Annotated in this window: 20 protein-coding genes; 15 read left to right on the top strand and 5 right to left on the bottom strand. The window is 46.7% G+C overall.

Annotated elements, in window-relative coordinates:
* Positions 1–380 precede the first annotated feature (380 nt).
* A complete protein-coding gene (locus tag HY200_00315) occupies positions 381–2,357 on the bottom strand; it encodes a response regulator (protein MBI3593381.1) in 1,977 nt (658 codons plus the stop codon).
* A gap of 1,434 nt (positions 2,358–3,791) precedes the next feature.
* Here HY200_00315 and HY200_00310 point away from each other — a divergent pair.
* The 3 genes from HY200_00310 (at position 3,792) to HY200_00300 (ending at position 8,145) form a co-directional block, all read left to right on the top strand.
* On the top strand, positions 3,792–6,830 hold the full coding sequence (locus HY200_00310; protein ID MBI3593380.1) for an SEL1-like repeat protein: 3,039 nt from the start codon (positions 3,792–3,794) through the stop codon (positions 6,828–6,830).
* A 450-nt stretch (positions 6,831–7,280) separates the two neighbouring features.
* On the top strand, positions 7,281–7,481 hold the full coding sequence (locus HY200_00305) for a hypothetical protein (GenBank protein MBI3593379.1): 201 nt from the start codon (positions 7,281–7,283) through the stop codon (positions 7,479–7,481).
* 1 nt (position 7,482) lies between these two features.
* Entirely contained in the window at positions 7,483–8,145 is a 663-nt protein-coding gene (locus HY200_00300; protein MBI3593378.1) for an outer membrane beta-barrel protein, read from the top strand.
* 5 nt (positions 8,146–8,150) lie between these two features.
* Here HY200_00300 and HY200_00295 read toward each other — a convergent pair whose 3' ends face one another.
* Both HY200_00295 and HY200_00290 read right to left on the bottom strand, forming a co-directional pair.
* Positions 8,151–8,783, bottom strand: a complete 633-nt coding sequence (locus tag HY200_00295; protein MBI3593377.1) for a phosphoribosyltransferase — start codon at positions 8,781–8,783, stop codon at positions 8,151–8,153.
* 189 nt (positions 8,784–8,972) lie between these two features.
* A complete protein-coding gene (locus tag HY200_00290; GenBank protein MBI3593376.1) occupies positions 8,973–9,605 on the bottom strand; it encodes an alpha/beta hydrolase in 633 nt (210 codons plus the stop codon).
* A gap of 313 nt (positions 9,606–9,918) precedes the next feature.
* On the opposite strand from HY200_00290, the gene HY200_00285 reads away from it, so the two are divergent.
* Positions 9,919–10,905, top strand: a complete 987-nt coding sequence (locus HY200_00285) for a ribose-phosphate pyrophosphokinase (GenBank protein ID MBI3593375.1) — start codon at positions 9,919–9,921, stop codon at positions 10,903–10,905.
* Positions 10,906–10,966: 61 nt separating this feature from the next.
* On the opposite strand, the gene HY200_00280 is transcribed toward HY200_00285, so the two are convergent.
* Positions 10,967–11,974, bottom strand: coding sequence for a hypothetical protein (locus tag HY200_00280; protein MBI3593374.1), 1,008 nt, complete (start codon positions 11,972–11,974; stop codon positions 10,967–10,969).
* A 508-nt stretch (positions 11,975–12,482) separates the two neighbouring features.
* Between HY200_00280 and groL the strand changes: the two genes are divergently transcribed.
* The 4 genes from groL (at position 12,483) to mgtA (ending at position 17,836) form a co-directional block, all read left to right on the top strand.
* Complete coding sequence (groL, locus tag HY200_00275) at positions 12,483–14,114, top strand: chaperonin GroEL (GenBank protein MBI3593373.1); 1,632 nt, start codon at positions 12,483–12,485, stop codon at positions 14,112–14,114.
* A gap of 23 nt (positions 14,115–14,137) precedes the next feature.
* The gene (locus tag HY200_00270) at positions 14,138–14,548 is read left to right on the top strand and encodes a TraR/DksA family transcriptional regulator (protein ID MBI3593372.1); all 411 of its coding nucleotides are present in this window, start codon (positions 14,138–14,140) and stop codon (positions 14,546–14,548) included.
* Between the two features lie 83 nt (positions 14,549–14,631).
* Positions 14,632–15,180, top strand: a complete 549-nt coding sequence (locus HY200_00265) for an HPF/RaiA family ribosome-associated protein (protein MBI3593371.1) — start codon at positions 14,632–14,634, stop codon at positions 15,178–15,180.
* Between the two features lie 118 nt (positions 15,181–15,298).
* Positions 15,299–17,836 carry a magnesium-translocating P-type ATPase gene (gene mgtA / locus HY200_00260; GenBank protein MBI3593370.1) on the top strand — a complete coding sequence of 846 codons (2,538 nt, stop codon included), beginning with the start codon at positions 15,299–15,301 and terminating at the stop codon, positions 17,834–17,836.
* Positions 17,837–17,892: 56 nt separating this feature from the next.
* Here the strand turns inward: mgtA and HY200_00255 are convergent, their stop codons facing one another.
* The gene (locus tag HY200_00255; GenBank protein ID MBI3593369.1) at positions 17,893–18,894 is read right to left on the bottom strand and encodes a zinc-dependent alcohol dehydrogenase family protein; all 1,002 of its coding nucleotides are present in this window, start codon (positions 18,892–18,894) and stop codon (positions 17,893–17,895) included.
* A 196-nt stretch (positions 18,895–19,090) separates the two neighbouring features.
* On the opposite strand from HY200_00255, the gene HY200_00250 reads away from it, so the two are divergent.
* The 7 genes from HY200_00250 to HY200_00220 all read left to right on the top strand — a co-directional run bounded on the left by HY200_00250 (position 19,091) and on the right by HY200_00220 (position 25,914).
* Positions 19,091–19,519 (top strand): hypothetical protein, encoded by a 429-nt coding sequence (locus HY200_00250; GenBank protein MBI3593368.1) that lies wholly within the window; start codon positions 19,091–19,093, stop codon positions 19,517–19,519.
* A 77-nt stretch (positions 19,520–19,596) separates the two neighbouring features.
* A complete protein-coding gene (locus HY200_00245) occupies positions 19,597–20,319 on the top strand; it encodes a hypothetical protein (protein ID MBI3593367.1) in 723 nt (240 codons plus the stop codon).
* Positions 20,316–21,158 (top strand): hypothetical protein, encoded by an 843-nt coding sequence (locus HY200_00240; GenBank protein MBI3593366.1) that lies wholly within the window; start codon positions 20,316–20,318, stop codon positions 21,156–21,158. The genes HY200_00245 and HY200_00240 overlap by 4 nt, the downstream gene beginning before the upstream one ends.
* 235 nt (positions 21,159–21,393) lie before the next feature.
* Positions 21,394–22,653 (top strand): class I SAM-dependent methyltransferase, encoded by a 1,260-nt coding sequence (locus HY200_00235; protein MBI3593365.1) that lies wholly within the window; start codon positions 21,394–21,396, stop codon positions 22,651–22,653.
* A complete protein-coding gene (locus HY200_00230; protein ID MBI3593364.1) occupies positions 22,632–23,768 on the top strand; it encodes an NAD(P)/FAD-dependent oxidoreductase in 1,137 nt (378 codons plus the stop codon). The genes HY200_00235 and HY200_00230 overlap by 22 nt, the downstream gene beginning before the upstream one ends.
* A gap of 39 nt (positions 23,769–23,807) precedes the next feature.
* On the top strand, positions 23,808–24,779 hold the full coding sequence (gene pfkA, locus HY200_00225; protein MBI3593363.1) for a 6-phosphofructokinase: 972 nt from the start codon (positions 23,808–23,810) through the stop codon (positions 24,777–24,779).
* 370 nt (positions 24,780–25,149) lie between these two features.
* On the top strand, positions 25,150–25,914 hold the full coding sequence (locus HY200_00220; protein ID MBI3593362.1) for a glucose 1-dehydrogenase: 765 nt from the start codon (positions 25,150–25,152) through the stop codon (positions 25,912–25,914).
* The last annotated feature ends 15 nt before the right edge of the window (positions 25,915–25,929 follow it).

The raw sequence follows: 25,929 nt of genomic DNA, 5'->3' as shown, positions 1-25,929 counted from the left end.
TTCTAAATCGTCCAACCTGCTAACACCAGGAAGTTTCTCTGAAATATATTTCCAGATTTCAGAGAAATTGTCACCAGATTGTAGCCGAAAATATACTGAAGCGCATAAGCAAATAGAAAAAATCGCCTTGCCAAGGCAAGGGTCGCGAGTTCAAATCTCGTTTCCCGCTCCATTTTTTCAATGATTTACAGCGTCTAATTTTGCGTTGTTTTCTTCTACTTATAACCCCAAAACGTTCCATAAATGAGTGGAGCCAAGATGGGAAAATAACCGATAGCGATGATAACATTCAAGTTATTGGGAATACAGATAATGAAAGTTACCACTTGAAAACCCAAATTGACCCAAATTGATTTGACTTAGATATTACAATAGACTATTTAATTTTCTAATCTTCCAGCTTTCAATACACTCTTAACCGCTTCGCTTACCTCAAAAGCTCGAAACGGTTTCCTGAGACATTCGGAAAAGCCAAAGGATTTAAATTCGGCCAATGCCGGGCTATTGGAATAACCGCTTGATACAATAACTTTCACCTGAGAATCAATCTCCTTTAGCCTTCGGAGCGTCTCCACTCCACCAATATCTCCTGGTACTGTCAGGTCGACAATGACGATATCAAAGGGGTGGCTGGTACTTCTCGCGTTTCTATACATTTTCACTGCCTCAGTTCCGCTCTTGGCTAGTTCAACCACATAACCAAGATGCTTGAGAGTCTCTCGGGCGACATTCAGGACGCCTTCTTCATCGTCCATGACAAGGACTCTCCCTTTTCCACGACTCATCGCCTCCTCTTCTTTTATTTCTTGAGGGATAATAGACTGAGAAAGGGCGGGAAGGAAGACAAAAAAAGTGGTGCCAGCTCCGAGAGTAGATTCTGCGGTGATATAACCCTTATGCCTGTCGATGATTGAATAAGAAATAGATAGACCTAACCCTGTCCCTTTTTCCTTGGTCGTAAAATAGGGATCGAAAATCTTCGAAAGGTGATCCTTCGAAATGCCTGGCCCTTGGTCTTGGATCGAGATTTCGATATAATTACCCTTTCTAAACGGAAGGATTTGACCTCCGCCATCTTCTTCGATTTCCAGGTTCTTAACTTCTACTCTAATCGTTCCACCAGCGGGCATTGCTTGTTGAGCATTTATGATGAGATTTTGAAAGACCTGGCTAATCTGTCCTTCATCGGCTTCCACTGGCCAAAGACCCTCTTGAAAGAAAAGCTGGGATTGGATATTGGACCCTTTCAGGAAAAACTGGACTGAATGCTCTATAACCCTCCGAATTGGAATAACCCTTTTGATTGGAGCTCCACCCTTGGCAAAAGTGAGGAGTTGTTGAGCTAGGTCAGAGGCGCGCATGGACGCTTTTTCAGCATCGTTTAACCTGCTCATGAGCTGATCTTTTGAATCAATGAGGGACTTGGCCAGGGAGATATTTCCTAGAACTCCTGTAAGAATATTGTTGAAATCATGAGCAATTCCTCCGGCTAAAAGACCCAGGGACTCCAAAGTCATCGACTTACGTAACTCTTCTTCTAATCTTTTCTTTCCGGTAATATCACGAGTGACTCCAAGGACGCCTGCAATTTCATTTTTATGATTTCGGAAAGGAACCCCGTGCGTTTCTAAGAAGAGTGTCCTTCCTTTAAGATTTTTAATTTCGAATTCTAGAGTGCCGGTCTTTCCCTGAACGACATTTTTCACGAATGATTTAAATGCTTCAGAATCCTTTGGAACAACCAGTGGATAAATACTTTTACCTATAAGTTGATCAAGGGAATCAGCCCCCATCATTCTTGCTCCTATCAAGTTTATATTGACTAATGTCCCTTCGGAATCAACCAGTTTTATGCACTCGGGACAGGAATCAACAATGGCATCCAAGAGGTTTCCCCGTTCAATAAGGTGTTTGGAGAAAATCGCCGAATTCAATTCTGTTTCTGCGATCTTAGCTAGGTCGGTCAAAGATAATAGATTTTCCTCTTGAAGATTTCTGGGGCGGCGATCAATGATGGCGAGTGATCCAATCTTATAACCCTCTTCATTTCTTAAGGAAATCCCGGCATAAAATCGAATAAATGGTTCATGTGTAACAAGAGGATTATCTAAAAATCGGGGATCTAATAAAGCATCAGGAATAATGAAAAACTTGTCGGAAAGGATTGTGTGTCCGCAAAATGAAATATCGCGGGTAGTTTCATTTATTTTAAGTCCGTAACTGGATTTGAACCACTGACGGTTAGCGTCAACCAAAGTAAGGACAGAGATCGGCATATCATAAAAGTTGGCAGCCAGTCTTGTGATTCGGTCAAACCTTTCTTCCGGATCGGTATCAAGGATCTTAATATTTTCCAAGGCCTCTAATCGTTGAGTTTCATCAAATGGAATTTTTGGGGGGTTCAATTGAGTCCTTTTCCCAAAAAAGTTTTCTAAAAATAAATAATGGAAATTGAAAGGTAGACATCTACAATCTATTTCCCTTACAACACTTAATATTCGTAATTTGAATATATACCTTTCTAATCGTTAGAAACAAATCATTTTGATTATTGGATGTTAGATCTGAGAGCACAATGGAAGAACCCTCTGGGAGAAAGCAGGAATGTCTGAGAAATCCTGACAGATAGACGCAGCGATTTGGTTTTAAATCAATTTGCACAACAGGAAGGACTTGTAGCACGCTTTCTTTACCATTCCTTTATACAATCTTCATAAAACTTTACTCCTGCTTTATCCAATATTTATCATTCTAATATACACTATCTGTTCATCATCAATTTGAATCGTTCCCAACCTCAATTAATTACCCACGAGGTCCCTGATGACTCCAATCAACGGTTTTTTTGAATATGGGATTTTTGCCTTGTTCGGAGCAGTAGGCATGACTGGCCTAAGTATATGGGCCCTGCTTACCGATGACGCTCGAAAAGATAGTGAGCGCTCCCTTGGAACAGATCCAGAAACCAAGGTTTTCTCACACCTTCCTTATAATAAGAAGGTCGCCTAAAAAAGAGCGACCAATCGGAACTTTCCGAGAAGCCTGGTGTACATCGCCTATTATTGTATCCATGGCGTGATAATCTCAATCCTACCGAATCAGAAGATCCCCCACCCATTAATTCCCGTGACGTTTCTCTTCGAAAGGAAGTCCAACAATTGAAGCGTGTATTGGAAGACAAGATACTGGAGGTGGATTTTTCAAAAAAATGCCTTGCAAAAAGTAAAGGCTCGACGCCACGGGAGCGGAAGCTCTGGCGGGACGTCATCTACGATCGAATCCGGGCAGAGATGTCGTTGTAAGGCAGCCTCAGTATCGAGCGGATGGTCACGTCGGTGTCATCTCCTATTTATAGGGACATCCATACTTAGTTATTGATTTTCAACTATAGTATAGGTATTTTGATCGAAGCCCGGGATTGCAAAAGTGATTGCCCAAGGCTAACCGCGCCATGTCACCCAAATAGGGAATCGTCGTCAGCAGAAATTTTTCTCTGATGATAATTACCAGACCTATGTAAGACTCATTTCGAAGTGGAACAGGAAATTGAACGTGGAGATTTGGGCCTATTGTTTGATGCCGAATCGTGTCGATTTGATCGCGACCCGAAGGCGAGTGACGGATTGACTCGAGCGATTCGGGAGGCGCATCGACAATAGACTCGGCACGTCAATAAACATGAGAGGACGTGGAGACCTCTAGGGGCGGATCGGTTTATAGAGAAACTTGAAAGAAAGTTTGACCTGAAATGACATAAACAAAAAGCTGGGAATAGGTAGGCACGGTAATATATGTCCAAATTAAAATATAACCCCGTTTTCATTCTCTTTTTCATAGCTCTGCTTATTTATAATGTAAGTTACCGGTTTCAGAACTTTGATACCGTTCCCGTCTCGTTAATTCCTATTGTTTTGAACATCAAAGGAAACATCGTGATGGATGATTTCCATCAGTACTTTTCAAATGCTCACATCGTGGAGAGTCAATATTTTTTTCAAGAAACAAAATTTGGATTCCTGCCTGCTTATCCTGTGGCAACAGGCATTTTACTTTCACCTTTCTATTTTCTTCCGGTCCACTTCTATGACAACCATCACCGGACTGTTGCAGATTGGTTTAATTTTGCAAAAATAGCACAAAAAATATCAGCATCCGTCATTACAGCGCTATCCGTTTCCTTATTTTTTCTTTTGGCCCTTCAATTAAACGCCTCACGGGGATTGGCTTTCATATTGAGTCTCGCGTATGCTTTTGCCACCGAAGCATGGGCAATCTCCTCGCAAGGACTCTGGCAGCATGGTCCGGGTAATTTATTTATACTTCTGGCCAGCCTTTTGGCTGTTTACCAATTCAAACAACCTTCAATTTTAAAAGCCACCTTTTTCGGATTAGCCTGCGGAGTGGCTGTTGCCATTCGACCCACCAACTTGCTCTTCGTTCTGCCACTTTATGTCTGGATGGTTTTAAAGCAACCTCGCTTTATTCTTTCCTATACGTGGCTGCCAGCTATCATTGGTGTGGTGTTAGCCGGCTACAATTTGATTGCCCTGGGAAATATAAGGGGAGCCGAGCTTTATCTTCAGCCTTTTACGGGTTCTTTTTGGGAAGGATTTTCTGGCCTGTTGTTGAGCCCCGGCAGAGGGCTTTTCATCTATTTTCCACTGGCCATTTTGGGTGTTTTTGGTTTTTACAAGGCTGTCCGAGACAAACATACTCATTTGTCGTTTTTTAGTGTGTTATTTATTTTTGTCTTATTACAGATTACCTTGTATTCAAAATACAAATATTGGTGGGGAGGTGACAGTTTTGGGCCTCGATATCTTTCAGAGATACAACCCATGTTACTGCTCCTGTCAATTCCCCTATTGAGCAAATATTCTTACAAATCTCTCGTCTGGACAGGATTCTACCTCTTCTTTATCGGGTCTGTTTTTATTCAAATGGTGGGAGTATTGGTCGTTTATAATAAATTGAATTGGAATTATGTGCCTGTTCATATTAATGATTTTATTTTTTCCAGCAACCGCTTATGGAATTGGAGGAATAATCCCATTTTATGGGAATTCCGCAGGGAGATGGGTAAATTTTGGGATAGCAATCGAGGACTTTTAAAAACTATTTCGAATAATGCCCTGAATGGAGATTCTGAATCGCAGGTTTTGCTGGGGAAAATTTATCAACTCGGCGCGGAAGTTGAAAAGAGCGATACTGAAGCGGTGAAGTGGTTTCGCAAAGCTGCTGAGCAAGGTGACCCCAATGGGCAAGTTTATCTTGGCGCAATGTATTCTCAAGGTCTTGGTATAACGAAGGACGAGGCCGAAGCGGTCAAGTGGTATCGCAAAGCAGCAGAGCAGGGTGTTGCCATCGGGCAATTTAACCTCGGCGTCATGTATCATAATGGCCTCGGAGTGGCCAAGGATGATGCGGAAGCGGTCAAGTGGTATCGCAAGGCGGCGGATCAGGGTACTCCCAGTGCGGAATTTAATCTGGGCGTCATGTATCACAATGGATTAGGGGTTGCTAAAGATGATGCCGAGGCGGTCAATTGGTACCGAAAGGTAGCTGCCCAGGGTAATCCCTATGGGCAAATGAACCTTGGCATCATGTATCATAATGGCCTTGGGGTGGCCAAGAATGATTCCGAAGCGATGCGGTGGTATCGTAAAGCAACCGCGCAAGGTGACCCGAAAGTGCAATTTGACCTGGGCGCCATGTATCATCATGGTCTCGGTGTGGATAAAGATGAGGCTGAGGCGGCCAAGTGGTATCGCAAAGCAGCTGAGCAGGGTAATTCCGATGGCCAATTTAATCTTGGTTTAATGTTTCAAAGTGGCCTCGGAGTGACCAAAGATGCGGCCGAGGCGGTGAGGTGGTATCGCAAGGCGGCTGATCAGGGTAACCCGGGTGCGCAATTTAATCTCGGCGTCATGTATTCTCAAGGTCTTGGAATCACCAAAGACGAAGCCGAAGCGGTGAAGTGGCTTCGCAAGTCAGCCGACCAGGGTACCTCCGATGGGCAATTTAACCTCGCCCTCATGTATCACAATGGTCTCGGGGTGGCCAAAGACGATGCTGAAGCGGTGAAGTGGCTTCGCAAGTCAGCAGAGCAGGGAAATATTAAGGGAGCTGTTATCCTCGCGGGGATGTATCAAAATGGCCTTGGGGTTGTTAAAAATGAGGCTGAAGCGATGAAGTGGTATGGAAAGGCTGCCGATCAGGGTCACTCCGGTGCGCAATTTAATCTTGGCGTCATGTATCATCATGGCCTGGGTGTGGCGAAAGATGATACCGCGGCGGTGAAGTGGTTTCGCAAATCAGCAGAGCAGGGTGACCCCAATGGGCAAGTGAACCTGGCAAATATGTATCATGATGGCCTCGGTGTACCTAAAGACGATGCTGAAGCCGTGAAGTGGCTTCGCAAATCAGCAGAGCAGGGAAACAATAAGGGAGCTGTCATTCTCGCCGGGATGTATCGCAGTGGCCTGGGGGCAGTCAAGAATGAAGCCGAAGCCGCGAAATGGTACCTAAAAGCAGCCTCTCAGGGAGATCCTGTTGGACAATATTTTCTCGGATTGATGTACGCAAAAGGACTCGGCGTGGACAAGGATAAAGTTGAAGCGGTGAAGTGGCTTCGCAAATCAGCAGAGCAGGGTGACCCCAATGGGCAGGTCATGCTCGGTTTGTTTCTTGAAAATGGCTACGGGGTAGCTAAAGATGAAGCGGAGGCCTTAAAGTGGTACCGTAAGGCGGCAGAACAAAAAAACATGGATGGACAAAACAACTTCAGACGATTAAGTATTCGTCGAACGCAAAATCCTTCCCCTCACTAAAAAAGGGCAAGATCACCCTGCTTCAGTCATGGTCCTTTCGATCATGAAAAGCGCGCCTGGCAGGAAGGACTTGCTCCTGTTAAAAGAGGGCGCGGTATCAACAAGCCGGTCCCCGCTTTTGACGCTGTTTAAGTGTCTAATCACACCCCCATTCTTAAACTTTCAATGCTTTCAATGATTTTGGATCGTATGTGCGAAGCATTGTCAAAATATTTTTACAGTTTGTCTCTTTCACCGCTCGATAAACAATCGGAATGTGACCCGTTTCTTTTTGAGTTGTTTTTCGATAAGAGTTTGTAATTAAACAGGAAAGTTTTATTCCCGGGGTCCGGAATGATTTTCAATTTCAGGTACTGGCATTTGACTTGCAATAATTCATAATTGAAACAAGAAATCTCTTTTCATCAATGAGTTCAATCATGATAGAAATTTTGAGAAGGAGTCATTTCGATGCAATGTTCAAGATGCCAAGGACAGATGATTGAAGAGCAGTTTCTGGACCTGAGGGACGATACGGGAAAAATGACCTTTTATGGGTGGCACTGTCTTAATTGCGGGGATGTGACGGATCCCATCATTCAGGCACACCGAAAACAGCAGACTTCCCCATTCCCCTCGAGAAGCCGAAAATATGTCGTTGGCGTAAACTAAATTGAATACGGATAGAATAGTTGATTCTTCGACTTGCATTATTACAGGCTGTCTGGCTCTGATTCTAATGTGCATGGCTTCAATGGTCTTTGCGGCAGGGACTGAAGGAAGTTGGGGAGTCGGATTGAGGCTTGGACCTTCCATTTACGTGCAAAAACTCTCTGATGAAACCCAGGGAGAAGCAGGCCCTCTCTTCAACGGAACAGTCACTTACGGGCTGACGAACAGGTTTTCTGCCGGATTACATATTGAATGGGAGAAACACACGATCACGAATAATGCTTCGGATTTCATTTATGGCGAGGAAACAACCATTTCAATCATTCCTGTGATGGAGTTTCATCCCGGTCCAAGGGGCCCGCTTTTGCCTTATGGACTGCTGGGCGTAGGGATCAATCTCAATTCATTTAAAGAAAGCAATGATCTGAGTGCCACCTGTTCACCCTGCAGAATGGAACCCAAAGATACGCTTGCTCTTAAAGGAGGGATCGGTATTGATTATTTTGCGACTCCCGACCTGGTATACAACGCCGAATTTGATTTAAAGATGAACGATGGCAAATCCGATGTGATCGGGAATATTCCGGGATTTCCTGCCGAACCTTCGACGGATAATAGTGCATGTGCTCTTTCACTCATTTTCGGTGTTCGTCACTATTATTAAACCCCTCATGCTGGGTTTTCGTTAAGAATCCGGATCACCTCTTCGTCGGTGACCTGTTCAAAATCTTCAAAAAACTGTCCCACAGAATAAAATTCTTCAGGTACCAACAGACATTCCACTTCGTCGGCATAGGTTTTTATATTTTGAAGTCCTTCAAAAGAGGCCACAGCCATGGCCGCGACCAGTTTTTCAGGTTTTTCTTTCTCAAGCGATCTGAGAGCGGCGATCATGCTTGAACCCGTTGCAAGCCCATCATCTACGACAATAATGATCCGATTAGTCGGGTTGAACGGAATATGAACGGGTCGATATTGCTTTCTGCGCTGTTTGAGTATTTTAAGCTGTTCTTCGGTTTCTTTCTTCAAATAGGACTCGTCGGCTCCGACCAGGGCCGCATGGGCGCCGATATAAACATGTCCATTTTCATCAATTGAACCGATTGCCAGCTCAGGTTGATTAGGGGCGCGCAATTTGTGGACCAGAACGATATCCAATTCCCCATCGAGTGCATCTGAAATGGTCTTGGCCATTGGAACGGCTCCACGTGGAATGGCGAGCACCAAAGGGTTTTTGCCCCGGTATTTGATCAGTCTTTGGGCAAGCAGTTGGGCCGCATGCTCTCTGTTTTTAAACATCAATTAACACGGTCGACTCCGTTTCCTTTTCTTTTAATCCGAGGGAGCAGGATAAAGATTTTCGACTATGGCGATAAGTGAATGCTAGATTTAAGCGACATTTAAGCATCTTCAAAATTCAAAAGCAACAAATTGGGTACAAGTTTGTTTTGGAAAAATTATCTTTAGAAAAATCCCGAACCCATCGTGATTCTAGATCAAATAGTGGGTAAACCATTGGGTGGCCAGCTCCGCCACCTGTTCCAAAGTCCCAGGCTCTTCGAAAAGATGAGTTGCTCCAGGGACAATGACCATTTCTTTTTTACAGGAGAGCTGATCATAGGCCACCCGGTTAAGGTCGATCACTTGATCGTCCAGGCTTCCCACAATAAAGAGGGAGGGTGCTTTTACAAAAGGGAGCAATTCCATTGCCAGATCGGGCCGTCCACCCCGGGACACAACGGCTCTGATTTCCACAGGAAGTTTTGCCGCTGCTTCGAGAGCTGCCGCAGCACCAGTGCTTGCTCCAAAATACCCGATGGAAAATGGCTTCGGCCTTTGCCGTTTTGTGACCCAATAGGTGGCCCCGATCAGACGTTCGGTTAACAGAGAAATATTAAATCGGTTTCGATAGGCGATATCCTCCTCCTCCGTTAAAAGATCGAATAAAAGAGTCCCAATTCCCGATTGACGGAGGAGTTTGGCTACAAAATTGTTCCGGGGGCTGAAGCGGCTGCTTCCACTCCCATGAGAAAAAAGGACGACTCCTTTTGTTTCCTGTGGGAGCCAGAGCGATCCCTCAAGGGAAATATCAGCTATATTGATGGTGACTTTTTCTTCCGATATCTTCTCTTTTATGGAAGCTCCTTTTCCCGGTATTTAAATAAGGGCCGGAATGACAAATTCAGATCTCTGAAGTATTTTTTTGAATCTTGAAATTCTGTTTCAATAGGGTATTTTGTTTCCAACGGGATTCGATCCCTTTTTCAGAGTAACAAAGAAGAAAAAGGGGAATCAACACAAACAGTCATTTCATTTTCAATTTAGAAGGGGAATGGGTAAGCATCGAGGAGGATCTATTTGATTCTTATTTTTTACTGTGTTAAAAGACACTCAGAAACGCGATTCATTCTGACAGGCATAGTGATGGAAACTTACGATGGGCATTGAAAAGATCACTTTATTTGCTCTCAAGTCGAGCCGTGCCTTTGGAGAAAAGGTCAGTGCGCATCTTGGTATCCCCTTGAGCGAGCATGAAGAACGGGAGTTTGAAGATGGAGAACATAAGTCCCGGCCGCTCGTTAATGTGCGGGGTCAAGACGTCTTTGTTATCCAGTCTCTTCACAGTGATCAGTCCCAGAGCGTCAATGATAAGCTCTGCAGGCTTCTATTTTTCATAGGTGCTATCAGAGACTCTTCTGCCGGGAAAGTCACTGCTGTTGTCCCATATTTGGGATATTCGCGGAAGGATCAAAAATCCCAGTCCCGTGATCCTGTGACAACTCGCTACATCAGCACTCTCCTTGAAGCGGTAGGAACAGATCATGTCGTCACCCTGGATGTTCACAATCTCGCGGCCTATCAGAATGCCTTTCGTTGCCAATCAGACCACTTGGAGGCAAGGAAGCTGTTCGTCCAGTATTTCGCCCCGCTGGTGAAGGATGCCGAAGTCGTTGTGATGTCGCCGGATGTGGGAGGTATCAAGCGTGCTGAGCAGTTCAGAAAGGTGCTAAGCGAAGTTCTGGACAAAACAGTATCCATTGCTTATCTAGAAAAATTCCGGAGTAAAGGGATTGTGAGCGGTGAAGCACTTGTGGGCGAAATTGGAAGCCGAGTGATTATTATCATTGATGATTTAATCAGCACCGGAGGAACTCTGGCACGGGCGGCTAAGGCAAGTCATGAGCTGGAGGCTTCAAAAATCTATGCAGCCGCCTCGCACGGGATATTTGTCGGTGATGCCAGCCATGTTCTCGCAGATTCGTATCTGGAGAAGGTCGTGATAACAAACACGATCCTCCCTTCCAGATTTGAACCTGCCTTTCTCAAACATAAAGTGGTGGTTCTGGATGCTGCGGCATTGTTTGCCGAAGCCATTAAAAGAATTCACTCCGGCGGTTCCCTTGTCGAATTACTCGAGGCTTGACCATCGAGGTTAAGGGAGAACCAGTTCTCTTTATGTCCGCTGATGCAATCGATCAGGAAACTCACGCATTCGCTTTTCCAATATGCTCAGCGGCCAGATCGAGATATTTCCGTGTCTGGGAGAGCCATTTCGAAATATTCTGTATTTTAGGTTCCCGGAGGTGCCATATGGCCAGTTTGGCCCTCAGACTGGCCCGATGACTCATATAGAATTGGACTAATTTTTCAGGTGGAATGTCACCCGTGATCCGGGCATAGGTTTTAAAAATAAGGTTTATTAAAGGCGGCAGGGCACCGAGCACCTCGCATTCCAGTGCCAGAAAAGAGAGTTCATCCGCCGGATCGAGAATTCTGAACTCCCGATTAAACTCCAGGGAATCGATAATGACGGGTTCGGTTTCAAGGCAAATGTGTTCTGGTCTCAAATCGCCATGCCCCTCGACAATTCTTCCTTCTTGAACGCGCCTGTCGAACATTTCGATTTCTCGCCTCAGAAATTTCATTTGTGCCGCGCAGACGCCTGATGCCAATTCGCCGGGCATCCCATAGGCAGGTGATGTGATTTCCTGATAACTTGCCTGTATATTTGATTCGAAGTTCTGTCTGTATTCGGACCGGCTCATCTCGACGGGAGAAGATCCCTTATAGAAATGAGATAGGATCAAGATTGTCCGGGCAACATCTCTATTGCGGACGGTTCGAGTTTTTATAACATAGTCGAGCATTTTTTCCGCAGGAAGGCGACGCATTTTGACCAGCCAGTCAATGGGTGTTGATTCCCCGCCGAAGTGTAATTTGCCCGCTGCATCGGCGGTAAGCGCCAATACCCCGATGTAAACGTCGCGCGCCAAACGACGATTCAACCTTAATTCTTCCTCGCAATTGTGATGCCGTGCGTCGACGGTGCTGAAGTCAAGAAACTCATATCTAACCGGTTTTTTTAACTTGTAGGCATGACCTTTCGTCAGGAACACCCACGACATATGTGTCTCCACAATTTCTATTTTGCCCGGGTCGTCTGGATAGTTTTCCGGGTGCTTTAGAAATTCTAACTTGGATTCTAACGTTATTTCGGAACCGCAGTGTTTTTGACTGGTTATCTTTTTCATATCAATATATTCCAACCTGACAGTGAAACAATACACCATGAGGTGTCTAGAAAACTGGATAATCTAAAGAAGCACGTATACTCAGGCATATCAATAAAAATAATTTTGAATCCGGTTTTGCTGTCAAATTGATTAGACAGTTTAATTCCGGCTGCCAGGACGAATATTCATAGGCCCGACACATTTTTTCTGGTCGCTATCACAGCCAACACATTGTTTTTTTAGAGTAATGGCATTTTAAGCCTGGTTGAATACAGGTGCCTTTCTTCAAAGGCATCGGTATTGCAGTACATCATGGTTAGGATAGACAGAAAGGTGTAAGATGCGAAGGCCAGATGATTTTAGAAGAGTTCCTTGATTTAAGAGATGGCACTGGTAAATTCAGTTTCCCGGAATGGCGTTGTTTAATTTGTGGCGAAGTTTCTGAGTCTACGGAATTTTATCAGGACGTATCATGGGAGGTTAAACCATGCCAAAACAGATTCTCTTTGGTGAAGTAGCCAGGGCTTCAGTCTTGAGAGGGGTAAACCAATTGTCAAACGCGGTCAAAGCCACCCTGGGCCCTGGAGGGAGAACCGTCATGATTGAAAAGAAATTTGGCGCCCCTTTAATCTGTAACGACGGGGTCACTGTGGCCAAAGAAATAGAGCTTAAAGACCCCTATGAAAACATGGGTGCTCAACTGGTCAGAGAGGTGGCCAGCAAAACCAGCGACGTGGCCGGTGACGGGACCACAACCGCTACTGTCCTGGCGCAGGCTATTTTCAGAGAAGGGCTGAAACATACCGCATCCGGAGCCAATAGCATGGAGATCAAACGGGGAATTAATCATGCGGTTGAACTCATTGTGGAAGAGCTTAAGAAAATCAGCAAACCGTGCAAGACCAAGAAAGAGATCGCCCAGATCGGGTCCATCTCCGCCAATAATGACAAAACCATTGGAGATTTAATTTCTGATGCCATGGAGAAAGTTGGAAAAGATGGTGTCATTACAGTTGAAGAGGCCAAGAGTATGACCACCTCCCTTGATGTGGTTGAAGGAATGCAATTTGACCGGGGGTATATTTCGTCCTATTTTCTTACCGATGCGGAAAGAATGGAGACTGTTCTAGAAGACGCTTTTGTCCTGAATAGTGAGAAAAAGATCAGTTCGATGAGTGACCTGGTTCCTATTTTAGAACAAATTTCCCAAATGGGCAGACCTTTCCTGATCATTGCTGAAGAAGTCGAGGGAGAAGCTCTGGCAACACTTGTGGTCAATAAATTAAGAGGGAGCCTCAAATGCGCGGCGGTCAAATCGCCAGGTTTTGGAGACCGGAGAAAGGAAACTCTGGAAGACATTGCCGTGCTGACAGGAGGCAAGGTCATTTCTGAAGATCTTGGATTGAAACTGGAAAATGTAAAATTGACGGACCTTGGAAAGGCAAAAAGAATTACCGTGACCAAAGAGAGTACGACACTCGTAGAAGGCGCGGGCAATCCTGCGCAGATTGAAGCCAGGGTTAAACAGATTAAAGCCCAGATTGAGGAGACTGTTTCGGATTATGACCGTGAAAAGCTTCAGGAGCGTCTTGCCAAAATAATAGGTGGGATCGCCGTAATTAAAGTCGGGGCGACTACTGAGACGGAAATGAAGGAAAAGAAAGCCCGGGTGGAAGACGCCCTTCACGCAACCAAAGCCGCAGTTGAGGAAGGAATCGTTCCGGGAGGGGGTGTGGCGCTTGTCCGGTGTATTTCAGCTTTGGAAAAACTCAAACTTGAGGGAGACCAACAGTGGGGTGTCAGCATTGTGAGAAGAGCTCTGGAAGAGCCGATACGGCAGATTATTCTCAATGCGGGATATGAAAGCTCGACGGTGGTGGATCATGTCAAGAACGGAAAAGGAAACTATGGATTTAATGCTGCAACAGGACAATATGTTGACATGGTGGCATCGGGTATTATCGACCCGTCCAAAGTGACCCGGAGCGCATTGCAAAACGCCGCTTCCGTTTCCAGCCTCATGTTAACGACTGAAGTTCTGATTGTTGAAGTGCCTGAAGAAAAAACAGGGGCAATGCTGTCACCGGGGATGGGGGGAGAAATGGGTGGAATGTATTAGCAGATTACTTATTGGGAGGAGAAATGAAAAACACGATGACCTCAAAGCGTCAACAAACATTGCACAAAAGGCTCCATGGGTTACGGGAAAAGGAGATGATCGAAATTGAAAAGGAGCTGGGGAGAGAAATGGATCCTTCTCTGATCAATAAATTAGATCGTCCAATGGATTTCGGAGATTTGGCGTCGCAAGAGATGAGCGAAGGATTTGATCGAAAAATTCTGGAGAGGCGGTACCTGAATTATAAGAACATTTCGGACGCATTTCGCCGGCTCGAAGAAGGGAAATATGGCCTCTGTGAAAGCTGTGGAACCAAAATTCCGTCAAAACGCCTCACGGTCGACCCGGTAGTTCGTTACTGTGTTCCGTGTTTAGAAAAGATGGAGAAATTTGAAGAAGCAGAGAAAGGAAGGAATCAAGTTCCCACGATGTAAATCAAAGGCAACATGTGGTTTTTCTCAGGCGCATCGTTCATAACCGGGACATATTGATTGAACAAAAATGAGGAGGCTTTCGCATGAATATGCCATTACAGCTTACAGTTCGAAACATGTCACTTTCGGAAGCGGCGGAGATGGATATACGGGAAAAGGCTGCCGGGCTTGATTCTCTTTACGATAAGATTACCGGCTGCCGGGTGGTAGTGGAAGCGCCCCACCGGCATCATCATAAGGGGATTTTGTACGAAGTAAGAATTGATATCACGGTACCTGGTAAGGAATTAGTCATCACGCAAAAGGCCAACGAAGATGTCTATGTGGCCATTCGAGATGCATTTGACGCCGCCCGGCGCAATTTAGAGCAATTTGCCCGGCGTCAGCGCGGTATTGTGAAAACCCATGAGAACCTCACTTTGCCTGGGCGGATCACCCAATTATTTTCTTTGAAGGGATACGGTTTTTTGGATTCGGAAGACGGGCGAACCTTTTATTTCCATCGAAATAGTCTTCTAAATGCCGAGTTTGACCGCTTAAAAATAGGGGAGGAAGTGCAATTTGTGGAAGAATCAGGTGAAAAGGGTCCTCAGGCCAGTTTCGTCGAAGTTTCAGAAAAACAGTCGCAATGAAGGATGGATCCTCTTGAATGAACAAATTGTCTTTCGATCGGTATTGATCGGTAAAGTTACGTTTCTATAAATCCAAATCTCTTGCACCCGTTTCCCCTTATTTCCCAAGATCGAGCTAATGAAGATAGCATCGGATATGGGGCAGCCTCTTTCCCAATTGATCGAAGCGCTCGACACCGACTTGAATGGACTCAGTGATGCGCAGGCCGCATTTCGTCTGCGAACTAACGGGCCAAATCGGTTGCGCCCTAAACGGCGTCGTGCGCTTGTCGTCGAGTTTCTTTCTCGCTTCCGGAATCCATTGGTAATCTTGCTGTTTTTGGCAAGTGGTGTTTCCGCGTTGACTGGCGATACAGCCAGTTTCCTGATCATTTCCGGGATCATCCTCATGAGCGTGACCTTTGATTTTGTGCAGGAGCACCGGGCTGGCCGAGCGGCTGAACGCCTGATGGAACAGGTTACGGTGCGTGCTACAGTCACACGACAAGGCATCCAAAAAAAAATTCCGATCACGGAATTGGTGGAAGGCGATGTGTTGGTTCTCTCCGCAGGTGATCTTGTGCCTGCCGATGGCCGAATTATTGAAGCCAAGGACCTGTTCGTCAATCAGGCTTTGCTCACCGGGGAACCGTTTCCCGTGGAAAAGCAATGCGGCGATTTGCCGTCCGTTGAAGCTGTCGTTGATGCTTCCTCGAATACCGTGTTGATGGGGACGTCCGTAATCAGTGGCGTTGCCAGAGTAATCGTATGTCGCACCGGGACCGCTACAACTTTAGGCCAAATTGCCGAGTCCTTGCTGACCAAACCACCGCCGACCGCTTTCGACCGTGGAACGAGAGAGTTCGGCGTCCTGATTCTACGTCTGACTTTATTATTGGTCCTTTTCGTTCTGCTTGTTACTGCCCTATTTCACCGGCCTCTTCTGGAAACCTTCCTGTTTGCCGTGGCTCTTGCCGTAGGCCTTACTCCGGAACTGCTTCCGATGATTGTGTCCGTTACTTTGGCCCGAGGTGCTTTGCGAATGGCCTCTATACAGGTCATTGTCAAACGACTGGCAGCGATCCAGGACCTGGGAGCAATGGATGTGTTGTGCACGGACAAAACCGGCACACTTACGGAGGCGCGCATTCGGCTCGAACGGCACGTTGATCATTCCGGACAAAATAGTCATCGCGTTCTTGAGCTGGCTTATCTTAATAGTTATTTCGAAACCGGCCTCAAAAACCCGCTCGATGAGGCCATCCTGATGCATCAGGAAGTTAGTGTAAGCCAGTGGGAGAAAATCGATGAGGTTCCTTTTGATTTTGAACGACGCCGGATCTCGGTCTTGGTTCAGGGCAACGGCGTGCGCATGCTGACAGTAAAAGGCGCTCCCGAGGATATTCTCCGCCTCTGTGTCACATACGAAGACAAACAGGGGTTCCTGATTGAACTGGAAGCCGGAGCCCGAAAGAAGATCGGAAATCTTTTTGAAGAATTGAGCAAGGAAGGGTATCGGGTACTGGGCATAGCCTGGCGCCCGGTACCGCTTGACCATCCCCATGCCATTGTCAGTGACGAAACCGAGCTTGTCTTCGCAGGGTTTGCGGCTTTTCTTGATCCCCCCAAGACCAGTGCGATACAAGCCGTTGCCGATCTGGAGAAATCAAAAGTCAATATCAAGATTCTCACCGGCGACAACGAACTGGTGACGCGCCATGTTTGCAAGGAGATCGGCATTCCGGTTACAGGTGTCCTTACCGGAACCGAAATTCAAAATTTGAACGATGATGCCTTGCTCGCGCGAGTCGAGAGTGTAAGGCTGTTTTGCAGGGTCAATCCGGCTCAGAAAAATCGCATTATTCTCGCCTTGAAGAGGCGAGGACATGTGGTGGGTTTCCTGGGAGATGGCATCAACGATGCCCCTTCCCTGCAGTCTGCAGATGTGGGTATATCGGTGGATACCGCGGTAGATGTTGCAAAACAGGCGGCCGACATGGTGATGCTCGAACAAGATTTGGGTGTGCTGTTTAAAGGGATTCGCGAAGGACGACGTACTTTCCAAAATGTTCTTAAGTACATTATGATGGGGACAAGTTCCAACTTCGGAAACATGTTTAGCATGGCTTCGGCCACATTGTTTTTGCCCTTTCTTCCCATGCTGCCGACTCAGATCCTCCTGAACAATATGCTCTACGACATCTCTGAATTTCCCATTCCCATGGACAACGTAGATGATGAGGACCTGGCACTCCCCAGGGAGTGGGACATGGGTTTTATCCGAAACTTCATGATGTGGGTCGGGCCAGTAAGCTCAATATTCGATTTTATGACATTTTATGTCATGCTCACAATTTTTCATGCGAATGAGGCACTTTTTCATACCGGCTGGTTTGTTGAATCGCTTGCTACCCAGGTGTTGGTGATCTTTGTAATTCGTACCCGGCGGAATATGTTCTCAAGTCACCCGAGCCTGCTGCTTACAACCACCTCCCTGTCGGTGGTTGCGCTTGCTGTCGCCCTGCCGTATCTTCCCGTCGCTGGATATCTTGGATTTCAGCCACTGTCCATTTCATTTTTTGGAATTCTTGGGGGAATGGTATTTCTTTATCTATTTGCAGTCGAAGGGGTCAAGAGGTTCTTCTATCGGAGGTCGCGAGCCGCCGCTTGGAGTTGACCAAAGCTATGCCGCATATTGAAAACAGCTCAATTCGGTCACTCGGAGATCTGGCTTTACCGAACTCTGAGAACTCCGGCGCCCTGAATGCCATCGCACTTGAGCTGATATAGCGCCTCATTTGCTTGTTCCAGCGGAAAAAGTTCCGTATGAACTTTAATCGGCACTTCTTTGGCAAGTTGAAAAAGAGCCTCTCCGTCTTCCCTCGTATTGGCAGTCACACTGCAGAGTTTTTTTTCAAGAAAGAGGTGTCTTTCATAGTCCAAAGGCGGGATCTGGCTCATATAAATGCCTGCGAGCGCCAAGGTCCCTCCCTTGTCCAATGAACTGAGTGCAAAGGGAACGAGCTCGCCCGCCGGAGCAAAGACTATGGCGCCATTCAATTTTTGAGGCGGGGTTTCTTGTGCGTCTCCGACCCAGGTCGCCCCGAGTCGAGAGGCCAATTCGCGATGTTTTTCACCACGCGTTGAAACGTAGACTTCGCATCCATAATATTGGGCTATCTGTATTACCACGTGGGCCGAAGCACCAAACCCGTATAGACCTAATCGTTCCCCTCTTTTGATTTCAGATCGGGTATAAGCACGATATCCGATGATGCCCGCACAGAGGAGGGGAGCACATTCCGTCGAAGAGAGCGCAGGAGGCAGGGGATAAATAAACGCTTCCGGAGCCACGACGTATTCTGCATAACCGCCATTGACATGGTATCCAGTGAAACGGGGATTATCGCAAAGATTTTCCTGTTTTTTTCTGCAATAGGGACAGATGCCGCAAGATCGGTTCAGCCAGGCGATACCCACCCGGTCTTCCTGTCTGAATCGAGTCGCATCGGGGCCCAGTCCGGCAATATGACCGACAATCTGATGACCTGGGACGAGAGTTGAAGAGCAGGCAGGCAGTTCCCCTTCGATCACATGGAGGTCCGTTCGACAAATGCCACACACCTCAACCCGGACCAGGACTTCGCCTGCTCCCGGCACGGGGTTCGGTAATTCGACGAGCTGAAGGGGTCTGTTTTCGATTGGAGACCGATTTTGGATTACCATAGCTTTCATTCGAATCGCCTTAAACCGGGAAAAAGGGTCGGACAATAAAATTGAAATTATAGCCGTATTATTTGAAGAGATCATCTTCTAATTTTGGACTATGAATTTCCTTGAAAAGGGATCGATATCATTTCTATACTCTAACTGCAAATTCCAAAAGAGTCTCTAATTTAAACCACGATTTCGGGAAACCAGGGAGAATTGAATGCGAACAAAGGTGGGATTATGGATCGACCAGAGAAAAGCGATTGTCGTTACGATTTCGGATAAAGGAGAGGAGATGGGGCTGGTGATATCCCATGTTGAGAAACAACCGGGCCGCTCCGGAGGTGTACGTGCCGTCATGCCTTTTGAATCACAGCAGGTACCCGCAGACAATCGGCGCCAGAGAAAATATACCGGGCATCTTAATATATACTATGGTGCGGTTGCTGCCTCGATCGGTGACGCGGAGTCCATTTTCATTTTTGGTCCGGGAGAGGCCAAGACTGCGCTGAAAAAACTCCTCGTAAAAGAGAAGATGGAAAGCCGGATTGTCGCATTGGAAACCATTGACAAAATGACCCACCGTCAAATTGCCGCGAAGGTTCGAAGGCATTTTCATCATCAGGAACGAGAAAAGAGGAATCGTTAATCCGGAAATGAAGATATTCACCAGGTACGGACGGTATTTCAGGGGTTGTTCCAGTTGAAAGAGTGCGGAGAGAGAGCATGACGTCCAGGCCACTCATTTACGAAGATGATGAAGTAAAATCGATTCAGTTCACTGCCTCGACGCTGCAGAGCACCATGCGCAAAAATGCCCCGTTCGAGCTGGAATTGGGTTACACTCAAACGATGATGGGATTCCTCCTGTTGTTCCCCATTCCACGCCGTATCCTCATTGTTGGACTTGGCGGCGGGTCGTTATCCAAGTACTGTTTTCGATATTTTCCAGATTGCAGGATCACAACAGTCGAAATAGAGAAAGAAGTCATCGCACTTCGAGACGATTTTGAAATTCCTTCGGACGACGACCGCTTCGATGTTGTTCATGCAGACGGAGCGGAGTACATGGAAAGGTGTCAGGAGAGCGCCGATGTGATTATGGTTGACGGCTATGATGCCTACGGTCTGCCTCGAAACTTGAGCAGCAAGCGATTCTATACGCATTGCTTTCAGTCATTGCGAGATAAGGGAGTCCTTGTCGTAAACCTTTTAAAAAGCGAGTCCCAAATGCAGACTTACCTGGGCCGGCTTTCCAAAGTGTTCGCCAATAAGGTTTTCACAGTCAAAACTGAAAACGACGATAACTTTATCAGCTTTGCCTTGAAACAGGACAAGTTACCGAAAAGAGCTGAACTCCGGGCGCGTGCCTCCGCACTTCAGGACCAGCATGAAATAAAATTTCGATCCATTGTGACCCGTCTTCGGGCCAACATGAAATCAAAATGAATCCGATTGAAACCGAAATCAAAGCGCTCATTTCCCTCCTTTCAGAAACCGACGACCGGAATCTGAGTTTGATCAAAAGACGATTAATCGAGTTACACTCAGACATGTTGCCGTTCTTGATAGAGGCTTTGTCCCACGCCGATCTTAAGATTCAGAAGGAAGCCGCTTCTCTTTTGGAAAACATCCGAATCGATGTACTGAACAGAAAGTGGATCGTGTTTTGTTCCGAACCTAACGAGGTCAATTTGGAGGAAGGCGCTTTTCTCATTTCCACATACGCTTTCCCCCATTTGAACAGCGAGAGCTATCGACTCATCTTGAATCAATGGGCAGACGACATTTCACAGGCATTAAAAAGAGATCGTTCAGGAAAAAAGAAATATCAGATCGTACTCAACACCTTTTTCCAAAAACTGGGGTTTACCGGAAATCGTGAAAATTACCATGACCCCGATAACAGCTATCTTCCTGCAGTCATGGACAGAAAGACAGGTTTACCGATCACACTTTCATTGTTGCTCGTATTGATTGCCAGGCGATTGAATTTACCCTTTTACCCGGTTGGCATGCCGGGCCATTTTATCGTGACATATACCGGTGAAGGGGAATCTCTTTTCATCGATCCCTTTAATGGAGGAAAGCTCGTTACAAAAGAAGAATGCATTGTTTTTCTGACAAATTCCGGATACGGATACCGGGAAAACTATTTGCAAGTTACTGGAAACAGAGCGATTTTGGAAAGAATGCTTCGAAATTTAATATCCGTATATTCTCAGCAACATCAACCGGATGCGGTAGTGGTCATGACCCGATTGGTGGAGATTCTGCACCGGCCATGATCGCTTATTGTTGCATTCATTGAAACGGTGTCCGGTGAGAGGACCGCAGGAATACTAGACTCGCACTCCGGGATTGAATCGGCGTACGGGAAATTCATTGTTTTTATTTGAAGAGATATTAGATAATTAACTTATAGGCATTTCCACAACCCGACTTATTTTTGGAGAATGGAAAATGAACGGAGTTTCTGGTCGGTGGATAAGGGGTCACTCCGGGAACAACCCCGATAAACCCATGCCGGCTTTATTAAAAGGGAAGAATCGCGCCGGTCGACTCTCTCTTTCGCTTGCGAAATGGCTTGTTCAAAAACTTTTGAACCGAATCAATAACCCTCCTATCCGTGTTCTCTTTTGGGACGGAAGTTCAATTGTTCCCAAAGGATGTTACCCTCTTGGTACCGTGACCTTCCATGATCCAGCGATGGCATTCCGGGTATTTGCGGATCCCGAGCTCTATTTCGGGGATGCTTATAGTACCCGAAGACTGGAAGTAGAGGGCGATCTTGTTTCGTTCCTGGAAATTATTTATCGTGCCCTTTCCAGTTACAAAGCAGAGGGATTTCTCCCGCGGAGCCTGTATCGGATCTCGAATAGTCTGGAAAAATCCCGGGAGAATATTCATCACCATTATGATATTGGAAATTCCTTTTACCGTCTTTGGCTGGACAAGAATATGAACTATACCTCGGGCTACTTCCCGGATCCGGAAATGACACTTGAGGATGCCCAGGTGGCTAAAATGGATCATGTCTGCCGTAAACTTCTGCTCAAGCCGGGTGATACCGTCATCGAAGCCGGATGCGGCTGGGGTGGGCTGGCATTGCATATGGCCCGCCATTACGGTGTGAAAGTCCAAGCATACAATATTTCTCATGAACAGATCACTTACGCACGTCAACGTGCCGAAAATGAGAGGATGAGCCACCAGGTCGAGTTTATCGAGGACGACTATCGAAATATCAAGGGACAATGCGATGCCTTCGTTTCCATCGGGATGCTGGAGCATGTCGGCAGAGAAAATTACCGTCAATTGGGAACGATCATCGACAAAGTACTTCTTTCCACCGGTCGGGGCTTGATTCATTCAATAGGTCGTAATGTTGCGGGTCCGATTGGGGGCTGGATTGAGCGGAGGATATTTCCAGGAGGATACCCCCCGACGCTGAGAGAAATGATGGATATATTTGAACCGCAGGATTTTTCTGTTTTGGATATCGAAAATCTCCGCCTTCATTATGCCAAAACTCTGGAACATTGGCTCGCTCGTTATGAAGGCGCGTCGAAAGAAGTTTCCAACCTGTTTGATGAGACTTTCATGAGAGCCTGGCGGTTCTATCTTGCCGGCTCACTCGTCTCCTTCCGAACTGGAACCCTTCAATTGTTCCAGATCCTTTTTACTCGCGGACGTTACAACGAAATTCCCTGGTCCAGAGAACACCTCTACCGGTTGAATGCCGGAGAACGGGAACATTCATGGATGCGCGAGATGCTGTAATTGTTGGCGGTGGACCTGCCGGGTCCACCGCCGCGTGGCGCCTGAAAAAGGCAGGCTTTCAGGTCGTTCTGATGGATCGGGCTGTTTTTCCGCGCGATAAAGTTTGCGCGGGGTGGATTACACCCGCTGTCGTGGAACTCCTGGCACTGGATCGGGAAGCGTATCGTCAACAGAGAGTGTTTCAGGCGATTACCGGTTTTCAGGTTTCGTCGATGAGTGGTTCTCCGGTTGAAATTCAGTATCCTTATGCAGTCAGTTACGGCATTCGCCGATATGAATTTGACGAATATTTATTGCATCGGTCCAACGCAGAGCTTTGCCTGGGTGAGTCGGTTCATGATATTCGTCGGGAAGGATCCGACTGGATCATCAATGGCCGAATCAAGACTCCGCTCCTGATCGGAGCGGGAGGACATCACTGTCCCGTCGCACGATACCTTGGGAAAGAGCGGGACGATCACAAAGAGGTCGTCATTGCCCAGGAGGCTGAATTCTTCATTGATCCGGAAAAAGACGGGGATTACGCCATTCATTCCGAGAGTCCCGAGCTCTATTTTTCAGATGATTTAAAGGGTTACGGATGGTGTTTTAAGAAGGGAGCTTATTTAAATGTCGGGCTGGGAAGGGAAGACCGGTCGAACTTTTCTCGTCATATGGAAAATTTTCTTCTTCAGTTGAAGCAAACCAAGAAGATTCCGCAGGACAAGGAATATGTCTTCAAGGGACATTCCTATATTCTGAATTCCCATTCGCATCGTGACCTTTCCGGAGACGGCGTATTGCTCATTGGCGATTCCGCCGGACTGGCTTATGCGGAGAGCGGGGAGGGAATCCGGCCGGCCATTGAGTCCGCGCTTTTTGCGGCGGAAACGATTATTGAATCCAATGGAGACTACAATCAGGCATCGCTGGCATCTTATGATTCAAAAATTCTGCATCGGTTCGGAGAACGAGGTCAGGCGACAGAACAGTTCCCTGGGTGGATCACCGCTATCACTTCCAGATACTTGATGTCAAAAAGATGGTTTGTGGACAAGATTCTCCTTGACCGGTTGTTTCTGCGTCGAAACCAGTCGCTTCTTTCTTTTGAAGAATCCATAGGATTTAAATCATGATGCCTCTATTGCCGACATATCACAGGGAATAATTCGACGATGAAAAAAATTGGCATTCTGACAAGCGGTGGGGATTCTCCGGGAATGAATGCCGCGATCCGTGCGGTGACCCGAATTTCAGCGGCTGAGGGGATAGAAGTTGTCGGATTTTGCCATGGATTTTCGGGTTTGATCAAGGGGGAGTTAAGACACCTCGGGGACCGGGACGTGGGTGGAATTATCGAAAGGGGCGGGACCATTCTGGGAAGTGCCCGTTGTCCGGAATTTGAAACGGATTCGGGCCGGCGAAAAGCGCTGAACGTTCTCGAAAAGAATGAAGTGGAAGCGCTGGTCGTCATTGGAGGAAACGGATCGCAGCAGGGCGCCCTGGCGCTTTCGCGCGAGGGGTTTCCTGTGGTTGGCGTAGCGTCAACCATTGATAATGATCTGCCGGGGTGCGACATCTCTATTGGCGTCGATACGGCGATCAATACCGCGTTGGAGGCGGTCGATCGAATTAAAACCACGGCGTCATCTCACAATAGGGCCTTTCTCGTGGAAGTGATGGGAAGGAACTGTGGATATCTGGCCCTGATGATCGGCATTGCGGGAGGCGCCGAAGTGGTCGCCATTCCGGAAGTTCCGTTCGAACCGGAAGTGATTGCATCCGAACTTCGTGCGGCTTACGATCGGGGAAAAGCCCATGCGATTGCGGTCGTTGCGGAAGGAGTACGCTTCAAAGCGGCCGAAATTGCGGCCTATTTCAAGGAACATCATCAGCGCATCGGATTTGAACTCCGAGTCACCACGCTGGGTCATGTCCAGAGGGGCGGTTCGCCGAGCGCATTCGACCGGCTCCTGGCAACCCGCATGGGGGTGGCTGCGGTAGAATCTTTGATGGAGGGAAAGCGGGGAAACCTGATTGGCCTGGTCAATGGGGAGATTGTTTCAACGCCTCTTTTGAAAATGTCCTCGGTGCCAAAACCACTGGATTTACGGTGGATGAAATGGGCTCAAATTCTGGCCCGTTGAAAGGTTTTGAGGCGGGTGCTTCGATGATGACCTGTACAGCCAAGCCCTTACCCTGGCTAAATACTTAGACAGAGTGGAGGAGCTGATAATTTCAAACATTTCAATTGAAACGACACCCGTTCCTGTTTTTCTGTCAAATGAACAGGACATTTTCAGAGAACACTTTAAAGTAAAAAGAAATCCATTGAGTGCTGCAATTGGAATCCAGGCCTTAAACTCATTGTTTTTATGTGTATAAATGACCTTCAGCAGATTCCCATGCTGGAACGATTTCAATTGGTACCGATATTGCTCATTTTAAGAGATAGAGGCAGGCAATTAAGAAATCCTGGATTCAAACCATTTTTGAGAAATTTGGAAAGGTGCTGAAATGAAACGAGTGGAAGGGAAGACGGCGATTGTGACAGGAGGGTCGCTGGGCATAGGGCGTGCCACGGCTCTGCTTCTTGCAAAAGAAGGGGCCAAAGTTGCAGTAACAGACGTTCTGGAAAAAGAGGGTTTAAAGGTTGTCGAAGAAATTGATCGAGCCAAAGGCGTTGCGAAGTTCTGGTTATTAGACGTTTCGAATGAAAATGAGGTCAAGAAAACTTTCTCGGAAATTCAAAAAGCCTTTGGAAAAATCGATATTCTGGTCAATAATGCCGGTATTTCAGGAACAGATAAACCCACCCACGAAGTGACCTCGGAAGAATGGGACAGGGTAATGGCCGTCAATGTGAAAGGCGTTTTCTTTTGTACCAAACATGCAATTCCCTTTATGAAAAAAGGAGGGGGGAGTATCGTCAATCTCTCCTCCATTTACGGGCTTGTCGGGGGGGCAGACGTTCCACCTTACCATGCCTCGAAAGGGGCTGTCAGGCTGATGTCAAAAACGGATGCTCTGCTTTACGCCAAGAATAAAATTCGTGTCAACTCTGTTCATCCCGGATTCATTTGGACTCCCATGGTGGAGAATTTCTTCAAGTCCAAGGGCAATGTGGAAGAAACCCGGAAATTTGCCGATGACCTGCATCCGCTTGGTCATATCGGTGAAGCGGATGATATCGCTTACGGGATACTCTATCTCGCGTCCGAAGAGGCCAAGTTCGTCACGGGGAGTGAACTGGTGATCGATGGAGGTTATACCGCCAAATAGAGTTTTATATCGAAA

The organism is Nitrospirota bacterium, from assembly GCA_016194305.1.
Lineage (GTDB): Bacteria > Nitrospirota > Nitrospiria > JACQBW01 > JACQBW01 > JACQBW01.
Note: the sequence above shows the minus strand (reverse complement) of the source record. Positions and strands in the feature narration are given on the sequence as shown.